The organism is Mycobacterium sp. AMU20-3851 (assembly GCF_043974665.1).
Lineage (GTDB): Bacteria > Actinomycetota > Actinomycetes > Mycobacteriales > Mycobacteriaceae > Mycobacterium.
This window is the reverse complement of record NZ_CP146371.1, coordinates 5,140,866-5,154,176: the sequence shown is the minus strand read 5'-3', so window position 1 is coordinate 5,154,176 and position 13,311 is coordinate 5,140,866. Positions and strand designations below refer to the sequence as shown.

General features: G+C 67.0%; 13 protein-coding genes. 9 read left to right on the top strand and 4 right to left on the bottom strand.

Features of this window, described 5'->3' with window-relative positions; genetic code table 11:
- Window positions 1–7 precede the first annotated feature (7 nt).
- The gene (locus V4U86_RS24660) at window positions 8–823 is read left to right on the top strand and encodes an HAD-IIA family hydrolase (protein ID WP_395308477.1); all 816 of its coding nucleotides are present in this window, start codon (window positions 8–10) and stop codon (window positions 821–823) included.
- Here the strand turns inward: V4U86_RS24660 and V4U86_RS24655 are convergent.
- From V4U86_RS24655 to V4U86_RS24645, 3 genes are all read right to left on the bottom strand, one after another.
- Window positions 820–2,532, bottom strand: a complete 1,713-nt coding sequence (locus tag V4U86_RS24655; RefSeq protein WP_395308476.1) for a DEAD/DEAH box helicase — start codon at window positions 2,530–2,532, stop codon at window positions 820–822. The two genes, V4U86_RS24660 and V4U86_RS24655, sit on opposite strands and share 4 nt — an antisense overlap.
- An 89-nt stretch (window positions 2,533–2,621) precedes the next feature.
- Complete coding sequence (locus V4U86_RS24650; protein ID WP_395308475.1) at window positions 2,622–3,128, bottom strand: cupin domain-containing protein; 507 nt, start codon at window positions 3,126–3,128, stop codon at window positions 2,622–2,624.
- Window positions 3,129–3,138: 10 nt separating this feature from the next.
- Window positions 3,139–4,035 carry an SDR family NAD(P)-dependent oxidoreductase gene (locus V4U86_RS24645; RefSeq protein WP_395308474.1) on the bottom strand — a complete coding sequence of 299 codons (897 nt, stop codon included), beginning with the start codon at window positions 4,033–4,035 and terminating at the stop codon, window positions 3,139–3,141.
- Window positions 4,036–4,112: 77 nt separating this feature from the next.
- Here V4U86_RS24645 and V4U86_RS24640 point away from each other — a divergent pair, with 77 nt between their 5' ends.
- Window positions 4,113–4,670 (top strand): TetR/AcrR family transcriptional regulator, encoded by a 558-nt coding sequence (locus V4U86_RS24640; RefSeq protein WP_395308473.1) that lies wholly within the window; start codon window positions 4,113–4,115, stop codon window positions 4,668–4,670.
- A 180-nt stretch (window positions 4,671–4,850) separates the two neighbouring features.
- The gene (gene groL, locus V4U86_RS24635; RefSeq protein WP_395308472.1) at window positions 4,851–6,476 is read left to right on the top strand and encodes a chaperonin GroEL; all 1,626 of its coding nucleotides are present in this window, start codon (window positions 4,851–4,853) and stop codon (window positions 6,474–6,476) included.
- 73 nt (window positions 6,477–6,549) lie between these two features.
- Here groL and V4U86_RS24630 read toward each other — a convergent pair whose 3' ends face one another.
- A complete protein-coding gene (locus V4U86_RS24630; protein WP_395308471.1) occupies window positions 6,550–7,317 on the bottom strand; it encodes a sulfite exporter TauE/SafE family protein in 768 nt (255 codons plus the stop codon).
- A gap of 94 nt (window positions 7,318–7,411) precedes the next feature.
- Here V4U86_RS24630 and V4U86_RS24625 point away from each other — a divergent pair, with 94 nt between their 5' ends.
- From V4U86_RS24625 to V4U86_RS24600, 6 genes are read left to right on the top strand one after another with little or no spacing between them, the layout of a single operon-like run.
- On the top strand, window positions 7,412–8,500 hold the full coding sequence (locus V4U86_RS24625; RefSeq protein ID WP_395308470.1) for a hypothetical protein: 1,089 nt from the start codon (window positions 7,412–7,414) through the stop codon (window positions 8,498–8,500).
- Window positions 8,497–9,879, top strand: a complete 1,383-nt coding sequence (locus V4U86_RS24620) for an aldehyde dehydrogenase family protein (protein ID WP_395308469.1) — start codon at window positions 8,497–8,499, stop codon at window positions 9,877–9,879. The genes V4U86_RS24625 and V4U86_RS24620 overlap by 4 nt, the downstream gene beginning before the upstream one ends.
- Window positions 9,876–11,264 carry a gamma-glutamyltransferase gene (locus V4U86_RS24615; RefSeq protein WP_395308468.1) on the top strand — a complete coding sequence of 463 codons (1,389 nt, stop codon included), beginning with the start codon at window positions 9,876–9,878 and terminating at the stop codon, window positions 11,262–11,264. The genes V4U86_RS24620 and V4U86_RS24615 overlap by 4 nt, the downstream gene beginning before the upstream one ends.
- Before the next feature lie 39 nt (window positions 11,265–11,303).
- Window positions 11,304–11,657, top strand: coding sequence for a RidA family protein (locus tag V4U86_RS24610; protein ID WP_395308467.1), 354 nt, complete (start codon window positions 11,304–11,306; stop codon window positions 11,655–11,657).
- Complete coding sequence (locus V4U86_RS24605; protein ID WP_395308466.1) at window positions 11,654–12,469, top strand: ABC transporter ATP-binding protein; 816 nt, start codon at window positions 11,654–11,656, stop codon at window positions 12,467–12,469. The genes V4U86_RS24610 and V4U86_RS24605 overlap by 4 nt, the downstream gene beginning before the upstream one ends.
- Window positions 12,462–13,310, top strand: a complete 849-nt coding sequence (locus V4U86_RS24600; RefSeq protein ID WP_395308465.1) for an ABC transporter permease — start codon at window positions 12,462–12,464, stop codon at window positions 13,308–13,310. The genes V4U86_RS24605 and V4U86_RS24600 overlap by 8 nt, the downstream gene beginning before the upstream one ends.
- Window position 13,311: the final 1 nt, after the last annotated feature.

Below are 13,311 nucleotides of genomic sequence, written 5' to 3'. Positions count from 1 at the left end.
TCGCTGCATGGCAATCGGTGGAGTCCTGTTCGATATCGATGGGGTCCTGGTGACCTCGTGGCAGCCGATCGACGGTGCCGCCCGGACCCTGCAAGTCCTGGCGGACAACCAGATTGCCCGGTCCTACCTGACCAACACCACCACCCGGACCCGGACCCAGATCGCCGACCTGTTGACCGAGGCGGGCATGACGGTCCGTCCCGACGAGGTGATCACCGCGGCCGTGTTGACCGCCGACTATGTGCGAGACCGATATCCGGGGGCGCGGTGTTTCCTGGTCAACAGCGGACAGATCGCCGAGGACATGGCGGGCGTGGACATCGTCTACTCCCACGAGTTCAGCGGGCCGGCGGCCCCGGAGACCCCGGACGTGGTGCTGCTGGGCGGCGCCGGACCCGAATACAACCACCTGACCCTGTCCTGGGTGTACGACTGGATGGCGCAGGGCGTCCCGGTGGTGGCCATGCACCGCAGCACCGCGTGGACCACCAGCGACGGCCTGCGGGTGGACACGGGTATGTACCTGATCGGTATGGAGGAGACATCCGGGCGCAAGGCCACCGCGGTCGGCAAACCCGCACCCGAGGGATTCCTGTCGGCGGCCAACGTGCTCGGGCTGAACACCGAGGAGATGTGCATCGTCGGCGACGACCTCAACAACGATGTGCTGGCCGGTCAGGTGGTCGGTATGACCGGCGTGTTGGTACGCACCGGTAAGTTCCGGCAGGCCACGTTGGACCGTTGGGCCGCAGATGAATTCGCCATGCAGCCCAACCACGTCGTCGATTCGGTGGCCGACCTGCCGGAGCTGCTGGGCCTCTAGCGCTGCGAGGAGCTCAGGCCGCGCACGGCGTCGATGCGGGCCTTGATCTGCTCGCCGGTGGCCGCCGCCAACGGCGGGCCGCCGCAGATCTGGCGCAGTTCGTTGTGGATCTGCCCGTGCGACTTGCCGGTTCGGTGGTGGGCGATCGACACCAGCGTGTTCAGCTCGCGCCGCAGTTCCTGCAACTGTCCGTGGGTGCTCCGCGGTGCGGGCGGCCCGCCGGCAGCCGCGGCGGCGGTGCGCTTCTGCAACTGCTCGTCCTGGCGGCGGCTGAGCAGGTCGCGCATCTGGCTGGCGTCCAGCAGGCCGGGGATGCCGAGATAGTCGGCCTCCTCCTCGCTGCCCGCGGCGGCCGCGGTGCCGAACGACGACCCGTCGAAGATCACCTGATCGAGTTCGGCGTCCGCACCGAGAGATTCGAAACCGCGGTCCTGGTCGGTCTTTTCGTCCTTGGTCTTGTTCGCGTCCGCGATCAGCTCGTCTTCGAGTCCGTCGGATTCGCGGTGCGGCTTGCCCAGCACGTGGTTGCGCTGCGCCTCCAGCTCGCTGGCCAGCTGCAGCAGGTTGGGCACCGACGGCAGGAACACGCTGGCCGTCTCGCCGGGGCGCCGGCTACGCACGAACCGGCCGATCGCCTGGGCGAAGAACAACGGTGTCGACGCGCTGGTGGCGTACACGCCGACGGCCAGCCGGGGCACATCGACGCCCTCGGAGACCATGCGCACCGCGACCAGCCACGGCGTCGAGGAATCGGAGAACTCCGAGATCCGGTTCGACGCGGTCGGGTCATCGGAGAGCACCACGGTCGGGGCCTCGCCGGTGATGGTGGTCAGCAGCTTGGCGTACGCGCGGGCGGTCGTCTGGTCCGAGGCGATGATCATGCCGCCGGCGTCGGGCACGTGGGCGCGCTTCTGCAGCAACCGTTTGTGTGCGGCGGCGATGACCGCGGGCATCCACTGGCCCTCGGGGTTCAGCGCGGTACGCCAGGCCCGGGCGGTCTGCTCGGCGGTCAGCGGCTCGCCGAGGCGGGCCGCGTGCTCCTCACCGGCGCTGTCGCGCCACCGGGCCTCGCCCGAGTACGCCATGAACACGACGGGGCGCACCACGCCGTCGGCCAGTGCGTCGGAGTAGCCGTACACGTGGTCGGCCTTGGAACGTTGGTAGCCCGCGCCGTCGGTCTCATAGGTGACGAACGGGATGGGACTGTCGTCGCTGCGGAACGGGGTACCGGTCAGGCACAGGCGTCGGGTGGCGTCGCTGTAGGCCTCGCGGATCGCGTCGCCCCACGACTTGGCGTCACCGCCGTGGTGGATCTCGTCGAAGATGACCAGCGTCTTGTGGTTCTCGGTGCGGACCCGGTGCCGGGTCGGGTGGCTGGCCACCTGGGCGTAGGTGACGACGATGCCGTGGTAGTCGCTGGAGGTGTGCCCGGCCGAGTTGCTGAACTTGGGGTCCAGGGCCATGTGGAACCGGGTGGCCGCCTGCGCCCACTGGATCTTGAGGTGCTCGGTCGGCACCACCACCACGACCTGCTGCACGGTGCCGTCGGCCAGCAACTCGCTGGCGATGCGCAGCGCGAAGGTGGTCTTGCCGGCGCCCGGGGTGGCCACGGCCAGGAAGTCCTTCGGCTTGGCGGCGAGGTATTTGACCAACGCTCGACGCTGCCAGCTCCGCAAATTCTGGGCGCTGGGCGCTGTGTATGCCCGCACCCGGAACTCCTTTCTGGTCGAAGGGCAGTCTAGGTCAACGGGTTACGGGATCGCATATCCGCAGGAGACGTGTCGTGGCAGAGGGCGTGTCAGACGAAGATGTTGTCGTTGTCGATGAACCACTGGGTGCGTTCCTCGTCCGTGAGATCGCCCAGCCGGGCCAAGCCCTCGAAGTAATGCTCACGCGGCGCGCCGGGAGCAAACAGCATCAGCATCGAGGCAGGCGCGTCGGCGGTATTGCGGAAGCCGTGGATTCCGCCCGGCGGCACGTACAGGAAATCATTCGTGCCTGCCGTGGACCACTTGTCGCCGTCATAGATCTCCACCGACCCGGTGAGCACGAAGAAGGCCTCCGACATTCTCCGGTGGTAATGCGGGCCGGGTCCGCCGGCCTGCGCGGCCAGCTCGATCCGGAACAGGCCGTAGTCGCCGTCGGTCTGCTGTTGGTTGGCCAGGTAGTGGTACCGGACCAATCCGAACGAGTCGTGATCGGCGGGTGCGTCGCCCGGGCGCACCCAGGCACTGACCTCCGGCTCGTCCTTGGTGTATCGGGTCGGGGGATAAGACGGCACGTTCTCGGGGTCCCAGAGTGACACGCCCCCCACGCTAGACCGGGAAGGTCACCTCGGTGAGCTCTTGGGAGACCGCCCACAGCCGGCGTTGCAGATCGGTGTCGTAGGACTGGGCGCTGGAGGCGACGACGACGGGGGCGCCCTTCTGCTGGGCGATGCCGTCCGGTCCGTAGTACTGGCCGCCCAGCACGCCTGGGTCGGTGGCGGCGCGCAGGCTGGGCAGTGCGCCGGCGGCGGCGCTCTGGGCGATCAACGGCGCGACCGTCAGGAAGGCGCGCTCGGCGGGGCGTGGGATGTTGCGGGCCAGCTCGGTGATCGACGTGCCCGGATGGGCGGCCACGGCGATGGTCTTGCCGCGCGGAGCCAGCCGGCGCTGCAGTTCGTAGGTGAACATCAGGTTGGCCAGTTTGGACTGGGTGTACGCGCGCATCCGGTTGTAACTGCGCTCGGACTGCAGGTCGTCCCAGTGGATGGCGCCGCCCATCTTGTGACCGTTGCTGCTGACGGTGACGATGCGGGCGCCGTCCACATCGAGGATGGCGTCGAGCAACAAGCCGGTCAGGGCGAAGTGGCCGAGGTGGTTGGTGCCGAACTGGAGCTCGAACCCGTCCTTGGTGACGCCCTTGGGGGTGGTCATGACGCCGGCGTTGTTGATCAGCAGATCGATCTTCGGGTGGTCGGCTCGCAGCTGGGTGGCGGCCACGCGGATCGAATCCAGCGAGGTCAGGTCCAGTTCCTGCACCGAGACGGTGCCGGAGATGCGGTCGGCGGCCTGCTTGCCCTTCTCGGTGTTGCGGACGGCGAGCACGACCTGGGCGCCCCGGGCGGCGAGCGCCCTGGCGGTTTCGAAGCCCAGGCCGGTGTTGGCGCCGGTGATGACGGCCACCCGCCCGGTCTGGTCGGGGATGTCTGCGGTGGTCCATGCGGTCATATCGGCTCCTGGTGGGTGGGTATTCTTGTTCTCTCGAACATACGGAACGCTCGCCCCGTTTAGCCAGGAGGTGCGCTGTGAGCGAAAACGACCGTCCCCTGCGTGCCGACGCGGTGCGCAATCGCGCGAAGGTGCTGGCGGTGGCGTACGAGACGTTCGCCGCCGAGGGGCTGGCCGTGCCGATCGATGAGATCGCCCGGCGGGCGGGCGTCGGAGCGGGCACGGTGTACCGGCACTTTCCGACCAAGGAGGCCCTGTTCGGCGCGGTTTTCGAGGACCGGATCCGGCGCATCGAGGAGGCGGCGCACGGGTTGCTGGTCAGCGTTGGACCGGGTGAGGCGCTGTTCGCCTTCCTGCAAGAGATGGTGCGCGTCGGGGCCACCGACCAGGGCCTGGTCGACGCGCTGGCGGGTTACGGCATCGACCTGGAAACCGCCGCGCCCGGCGCCGAAGCCGTCTTCCTCGGCACGCTCGGTGAACTGCTGACTGCCGCCCGGAGCGCCGGGACGGTGCGGACCGATATCGGCGTGATGGACGTCAAGGCCCTGCTCGGGGTGTGCAAGGCCGCGCATCTCTATGGCGACGGCGTGTCGGAGCGGGTCGCGGGAGTCATCGCCGACGGGCTCCGGGCCTGACCCGGCGGCTGGTGTTTCCTTGCACTCGCCATGGGCGAGTGCTAAAAATGACGTTGGCACTCGCGATCGGTGAGTGCTAGGTCGGGACGGTGAGGCAGGGAGCACACCCACGCCGTCCGTCGCGGGCACTGAACCCGACCAACAAGACGTGCAATTCCCAACCGGAGGAATCACTTCGCAATGGCCAAGACAATTGCGTATGACGAAGAGGCCCGCCGCGGCCTGGAGCGGGGCCTGAACAGCCTCGCGGACGCCGTAAAGGTGACGCTGGGCCCCAAGGGCCGCAACGTCGTCCTGGAGAAGAAGTGGGGCGCCCCCACGATCACCAACGATGGTGTGTCCATCGCCAAGGAGATCGAGCTGGACGACCCGTACGAGAAGATCGGCGCTGAGCTGGTCAAGGAAGTTGCCAAGAAGACCGACGACGTCGCGGGCGACGGCACCACCACCGCCACCGTGCTGGCCCAGGCTCTGGTTCGCGAAGGCCTGCGCAACGTCGCGGCCGGCGCCAACCCGCTCGGCCTGAAGCGCGGCATCGAGAAGGCTGTCGAGGCTGTCACCGCTCGACTGCTGTCCACCGCCAAGGAGGTGGAGACCAAGGAGCAGATCGCTGCCACCGCCGGTATCTCCGCCGGTGACCAGTCCATCGGCGACCTGATCGCCGAGGCCATGGACAAGGTCGGCAACGAGGGTGTCATCACCGTCGAAGAGTCCAACACCTTCGGCCTGCAGCTCGAGCTCACCGAGGGCATGCGCTTCGACAAGGGCTACATCTCGGGTTACTTCGTGACCGACGCCGAGCGCCAGGAAGCCGTCCTGGAGGATCCCTACATCCTGCTGGTCAGCTCCAAGGTCTCGACCGTCAAGGATCTGCTGCCGCTGCTGGAGAAGGTCATCCAGTCCGGCAAGCCGCTGCTGATCATCGCCGAGGACGTCGAGGGCGAAGCCCTGTCGACCCTGGTCGTCAACAAGATCCGTGGCACCTTCAAGTCCGTCGCCGTCAAGGCCCCGGGCTTCGGTGACCGCCGCAAGGCCATGCTGCAGGACATCGCGATCCTGACCGGTGGCCAGGTCGTCAGCGAAGAGGTCGGCCTGTCCCTGGAGACCGCCGACGTGGCACTGCTGGGCACCGCCCGCAAGATCGTCGTCACCAAGGACGAGACCACCATCGTCGAGGGTGCCGGTGATTCCGACGCCATCGCCGGCCGGGTGGCCCAGATCCGCGCCGAGATCGAGAACAGCGACTCCGATTACGACCGGGAGAAGCTGCAGGAGCGTCTGGCCAAGCTGGCCGGTGGCGTTGCCGTCATCAAGGCTGGCGCTGCCACCGAGGTGGAGCTCAAGGAGCGCAAGCACCGCATCGAGGACGCCGTCCGCAACGCGAAGGCTGCCGTCGAAGAGGGCATCGTCGCCGGTGGCGGCGTGGCCCTGCTGCAGGCCGCTCCCGCGCTCGACGAGCTGGCTGTCGAGGGTGATGAGGCGACCGGTGCCAACATCGTGCGCGTCGCGCTGTCGGCTCCGCTGAAGCAGATCGCCTTCAACGGTGGTCTGGAGCCGGGCGTCGTCGCCGAGAAGGTGTCGAACCTGGAAGCCGGTCACGGCCTGAACGCCGCGACCAACGTGTACGAGGACCTGCTGGCCGCCGGCGTTGCCGACCCGGTCAAGGTCACCCGCTCGGCGCTGCAGAACGCGGCGTCCATCGCGGCGCTGTTCCTCACCACCGAGGCCGTCGTCGCCGACAAGCCGGAGAAGGCCGCCGCACCCGCGGGCGACCCGACCGGTGGCATGGGCGGTATGGACTTCTAAGTCCTACTCATTTCGGGAAGGCCCGGTCTGCTTTGGCAGACCGGGCTTTTCGCGTTTGCGGGACTGTGGTGAGTTACTTGATGAACAACACCACCGCGACCACAAGGCCTGCGCAGATCACGGTGTAGCGCAGAATCCGTTCGGACATCCGGCGGGTGACCACGGCGCCGAGTACGCCGCCCAGGTACGCGGTCGGCGCCAGTACGAGCACCGGCAGCCAAGCCACCTGGCCCGAGAACGCGAAGATCGCGACCCCGATCATCTTGATGAAAAGCGATACCGCAGAACGTAATCCGTTGAGCCGCTGCAGACCATCTACCACCAGGACCCCGAAGACGGCCAGCAAGATCACCCCCAGGCCCGCACCGAAGTAGGTGCCGTAGATCGCAGCCAGCAGGATGCCGATGTGAACCCCGGGGCCCAATCGCTTGGACTGATCGATCCCGTTGCGCTCATTTCGTTGCTGAACAAGTGCTTTCATCCGCGGTTGCACCATCAGCAGGGTGCAGGCCAGTAGTACGAGGTAGGGGACGATTGCGCTGAAGGTCGCGCCAGGGGTGAGCAGCAGGAGCACCGCCCCGGCCACCGCGCCGAGCACCACCGTCGGTGCGATCTGTCGCACCCGCCAGCCTTGGCCGCGAAGTTCCCTGCGATAGGACACCGATCCACCGAGGTAGCCGGACAGCAGTCCCACCGCCGAGGTGACGTTGGCGGTGATGGGCGGAAAGCCCAAAGCGATCAGGGCGGGGTAGGAGATGAAGGTCCCGCCGCCGGCGATCGTGTTTGCCGCGCCGGCGGCGATGCCGACGAGACCCAGTACCGCGATTTCCAGCGCGTCCATCGTGCCCTCTTCTTCTCTGGTTGCGTTGCAAGCTTCTAAGTTATAACTTATCTTATAAGTTGAGAGCCAGTTCACATACGCAGGAGGTTGTTAAGTGGGTTACGGGAAGTTCGGCGTGGTCGGGGCGGCGGCCGTTCCCCACGCCCCGCAGTTCTTCACGCTGCCGGATACCGAGGACCATGAGCAGGTCGCCCGGGTCGAACGGACGATGGCAGAGATGGGTCGGCGGCTGCTCGACCTGGAACCGGACGCGGTCGTCGTGATCGCCAATGATCACTTGGAGAACTTCCTGTTGCACGCCGTCCCGGCGTTCACGGTGCTGCGCGGTCCGCAGGCGCGGGGCAGTTTCGCCGGCCGCGACTTCGCCTGGCCGGTAGCCACCGAGGCGGCGACGCGCCTGGTCGTCGAATTGCAGGAGGCCGGATTCGATCCGGCGGTTTCGCTGAACGCGCCGATCGGCTACGAGTTCGGCATCCCGATGACTTTCCTGGGCATCCCGGCCGACAAGCCGGTCATCCCGATCTTCGTCAACAGCTACGTGCCACCGCAACCGTCGCCGGACAGGTGCTATGCGTTCGGCAAGGCGCTGCACCGCAGTGCCGTGCTGAGCGGGCTTCGGCTGGTGGTGGTGGCCAGTGGCGGACTCTCGCACTACCCGGGTACCGACCGTTACAGCGACCCGGACGTGGATACCGACCGCGACATCCTGACCAGATTCGAGCGCGGAAACATTCGCTCTCTCTTGGGTTTCGACGCCCACGCACTCGATGCGACCGGCAATGTAGAGGCCCGTTCCTGGTTGATCCTGGCAGGGGCGATCGGCGAGCGGGAACCAGCCGAGGTCGTCATGGAACCGTCGTGGCATCACAACTACGCCATGGTGTCTTGGGACGGGAGCCGCCCGCAAACCGATGCGGAGCCGCTGCACTATCCCATCCCGCAGGCCGACCGCCTGCCGCTCTACGAGGCGTTGTACGACCTGCGGATGAGTGCGGACCTGTGCCGGCAGTGGATCAGCAATCCGCAGGACGTCGCAGACCGTTATGACCTCGACCAAGTGTCCCGCACGGCGCTGCTGTCTCTGAACGAAACGGATCTCGCACGCACCGGCGTGCATCCGCTGCTCGGCTTCCTCGCCAACCTCAACATCAACCTCGTTCGTAAGAAGGAGAGCCACCGATGAAACCCGACGTCGCGATCAACCCTTGGACCGGCGATGAGGTCTGGTCGCGGATTGCCGACACGGAAGCCGATATCGACGCGGTGATCGGTCGCGCGCAGCGCGCATACCTGGCCACTCGCCGAGACTCGGGGTTGTCCCGCGCCCAGCGGCTGCGCACGGCCGCCGACGCGGTCTCCGGCGACCGGGCTGCGCTGGTGGACTTGCTGGTGCGCTGTATCGGCAAGCCGGTTCGCGCCGCCAATGTCGAGGTAACCCGCACGGTGGAGGTGTTGCGGCTCAGCGCCGAGGAGATTGCCCGGGCGACTGGCGAGACCCTGCCGCTCGATGCGGTTGCCAACGGCCAGGGCCGGTGGGGGCTGACTTTCCGGGAGCCCTACGGCGTCGCCGTGCTGGTGACCCCGTTCAACGCGCCGCTGAACTTGTTGGCCCAGAAGCTGGCTCCCGCGCTTGCGTGCGGCAACACCGTCGTCGTCAAACCCTCGGTGGAGGGTGCCGCAGTCACCGAGCGCCTGATGCGCACGCTGACACCGTGTTTCGCCGACGATACCATCCAGGTGGTGCACGGCGGCCCGGACCAGGTGCGGGCCTTGGTCGCCGACAGCCGGGTTCGGGTCGTCAGCCTGACCGGTGGTGCCGCTGCGGGGGAGGCCGTCCTGGCCGCCGCAGGTATCAAACCCGTGCACCTGGAACTAGGGTCGAACTCACCCAACATCGTGCTCGCCGACGCGGATGTCGAGTCCGCGGCCAAACAAATCGCCCGTGCCGCATTCGAAGCATCAGGGCAACAGTGCATTTCGGCCCAGCGGATCATCGTCACCGAGAGTATCGCCGAGCAGTTCACCGTGGCGATGTGTGACGAAGCCGCCGCGATGGTCGTCGGCGACCCCAGCGATGACAAGACCGATGTCGGCCCGGTCGTGCACACCCGCAGCGCGCGCCGGATCGCGGCGATGATCGCCGACGCTGAAAAATGGGGCGGCCGGGTGGTTCTGGACGGACGGACATACAGTGCGGACAACGAACGCCTCATCGGCCCAACCATCGTGGCCGACTCGCCGGCCACCGCGTCGGTTCGATGCGAGGAGGCGTTCGGACCGGTGGCCGTGATCATCCCGGTTGCCGACCTCGATGAGGCGGTGACTGTCGCCAACGATGTGCCCGGTTTGCTGCAGGCGTCCTGCTTCACCCGGGACCTCGCCGCGGCCATGCGGGCGGCCGATCTGGTCTCGGCCGGCGCGGTGTGGATCAATGAGGCCACCCGGTTCCGCCTCGACATTTACCCGTTCGGCGGAACGGGCACCAGCGGCCTTGGCCGCGAGGGCATCAAGTACGCGATGGAGGCGTTCTCCCAGACCAAGTTCGTCGGGGTGACCCCGTGATCGGACCGGTGCGCGGTGGCAACCTCATCGCCCGGCGGTGCAGCGCCGCCGGGCGGCTGGGTGTCGTCGGCACCAGCGCCCCCGAAGCGGCCTGGATCGGCCGTGACATGTTGCGTGCCGGCGGTAACGCCTACGATGCGGCCCTCGCGGCGGCCCTCGCCGAAACGGTTCTGGTGCCGTCCAAATGTGGATTGGCCGGTGACCTCATCGCGCTGACCCGCACCCCGGACGGGGAGGTGCGGTGCCTGGTCGCCATCGGCGGCGCGGCCGCCGGTCTCGCGGATGCGGTTGCCGAGCAAGGGTTACCGGTCACCGGCGGGCTCGCCACCGGAGTGCCGGGCGCGCCGGCCGGTTACCAGGAACTCGCCTCGCTGGCGACGTTGGCGCTGCCTGAACTCGCCGCGCCGGCGATCGGACTGGCCCGCAACGGTGCCGCGTGGTCCCCTTTGACCTACGACTACACCGTCCGTGCGGCAGCAACCCTGCGCCGGGAGAACCCCGAGGGCGTGGTGTTCCTGCCCAAGGACCAGCCCATTCCGGCCGGGAAGTGGACCGCGCTGCCCGGCCATGCCGACGCGCTCACCGAGTTCGCCCGGGTGGGCGCCGAACTGTTTCACGGCGTGCTGGGTGACGCGATGGTGAGCAAGGTCGCTGACCGCGGCGGGGTGATCACCATTGACGATCTGAAAAGTGCTTACGCGCAATGGGTTCCCCCGGCCACCGCGATGATAGGTGGGCGTCAACTGTGGGCGACGCCGTTACCGACGCACGGGCCGGCACTATTCGATGCATTGATGGGATCCGGCCCGGTCGCCGACCAGGCGACCCGCGTGCGTGATGCGCGTGACCGCCTGCGGGCCAGTGCCGGTGACCAGGTAGGTGACTCGGGCACGTCGGTGGTGACCGCCGCCGACGGTGCCGGAAACGTGGTGGTCCTGGTGCACTCGCTTTCACACCCGACGTTCGGTAGTGGTCTGGTGTTGCCCGGCGTCGACCTGGTCCTCGGAAATCGGCCCGGTCGCGGGTTCACCGATGAGGCCGGACACCCGAACGCTCCGGCACCGGGTCGGCGGCCGGTGACCACGCTGCACGCCTGGGCGATCGGCGGGACCGATGCCATGCCGTTCACCGCGGGCGCCACTTCCGGTGGTATCCAGCAAGTGCCGTGGAATCTTCAGGTGATCGAACGTCTGACCTCCAGTACCTGTATTGAACATGCTGTGCTGGAACCGATCTGGGAGATTTCTGGCGACGGTGTGGTCCGGTACGAGGACGAACCGTGGAGCATGGAATCAGGAATTCAGATCGTGCAACCGCCCGACGAGGCCGGCGTGTGCCACGTCGTCTCCGACATCCGCAGCATCGGTGGCACCGCCGCCGCATGAAATGTCAGCCGAGGAATCAAAACCGAAAGGAAACACCGCATGACCAACCCTGATTTCGAGCATCCCTACTCCGACACCGTGACCGTCGGTGACACGGTTTTCGTGTCGGGCTGCCTGCCGGTCGACGAGGCCGAGAACCTCGTCGAGGGTCCCGCCGCGTTGGACGCCGCACTGGGCATGGTGTCGCGTCGGCTCGCATCGGCCGGGCTCGGCCTCGACGACGTGGTGAAGTTGACCTACTTCGTCACCGATATCGGAGACCGGCCTGCGGCGAACGACCAGTACGTGCGCACCTGGAATGAGCCGCGCCCGGCTCGCACGCTGATCGGGGTCGCCGCGCTGCCGCGGGGGGCTTCGGTGGAGATCGATGCGATCGCTCGAGTGGCCAAATGAGCGCGCCCACAATGGCATCGCGGACCCGTGAACGCGCGGCGGTGTCCTTTCAGGGCGTCGGCCGTACGTTCGGAGGCGGGCGCACCGGCCTCGGGGAGGTGGTCGCCGTCGAGCATGCCGACCTTGACATCGCCCCGGGTGAGTTCGTCTGCGTGCTGGGCCCCAGCGGCTGTGGCAAGTCGACGTTGCTGAACATGGTGGCCGGACTCGACGCACCGTCGAAGGGCCGGGTGCTTTTCGAGGGCACCGAGGTGACCGAGGTCAACACCAAGGTCGGCTACATGCCACAGGAGAGCAAGCTGTTCCCCTGGCTCACCGCCGAACGCAACGTGGACTTCCCGCTGCGGGTCCGCAATGTGCCCGGCGAGCAGCGCAAGAAGCTGGTGTCGGAATATCTCTCGAAGGTCGGCCTGACCGGATTCGAGAACGCCTACCCCCATCAGCTGTCCGGCGGTATGCAGAAGCGGACATCGCTCGCGCGCACGCTGGTGTACCGACCGTCATTGCTGCTGATGGACGAACCGTTCAGCGCGTTGGACTCGCAGACCAAGATGGTGATGCACGAGGAGTTGCTGGCGCTGTGGGAAGCCGAGAAGTGCACCACCCTGTTCATCACCCACGACCTCGTCGAGGCCATCACGCTGGCCGACCGCGTAGTGGTGATGACCCGGCGCCCGAGCAGGGTCGCCGAGATCGTCGACATCCCGTTGAGCCGGCCCCGCGACGTGTACGCGATCTACGAGCAGCCCGGTTTCGACGCAATCTATGACCATTTGTTGGCGCTGGTCAAAAAGGAGATGCGCTATGAGTAAGACGCTCGATCAGGCCAGGCCGGTGCACCAGCCGTCCGGCTCCGCCCGGAACACCGGTGGAATGTCGTTGAAGACCAAACGGACGCTGATGACCTGGGGTCTGCGCTACGGCGTCATCACGTTGGTGTTGATCTCCTGGCAGCTGGCATCGGGCCGCGTGATGGCGTCCTACCTGATCAGCAGTCCGGTGGAGGTGGCGCAGTCGTTCATCTCCGGGATCACCGACGGTGAATTGCTTCGTCACACCGCGGTGACCCTGGGCGAGATTGCGCTCGGTTACCCGATCGGCGCGTTCATCGGAGTCTGCACCGGGTTCCTGCTCGGTTCATCCCCGTTGCTGGCCAGGGCTTTCCAACCGATCGTCACCGCGCTGTTCGGTATCCCGATCATCGCCCTGGCGCCGTTGATCGTTGTCTGGCTAGGCATCGGCTACGCCTCAAAGGTCGGCATCGTTGCGCTACTGGTCTTCTTCCTGACCTTCTTCAACACCTACTCGGGCCTGAAGAACATGGACCGTCAGTTCGTCGACCTCGCCCGCCTGATGGGTGCTGACCAGCGCACCGTCATCCTCAAGGTGGTGCTGCCCACCATCACGCCGTCCATCTTCGCGGGTTTGTCGATCGCGTTGCCGCAGTCGGTGATCGCCGCAACAGTCGGTGAGTTCATCGCCGCCTCAGAAGGTCTCGGCTACATGATCCGTCGCGCCGCCGGTGTGTTCGACACCCCGACGCTGATCGTCGGCGCGCTCGTGCTGATGCTGTTGGTGCTCGCGGCGAACGCGGTGCTGTCGGTCATCGAGCGCCGGGTGCTGGTCTGGAAACCGCAGAAAGAAGGAAACTGAC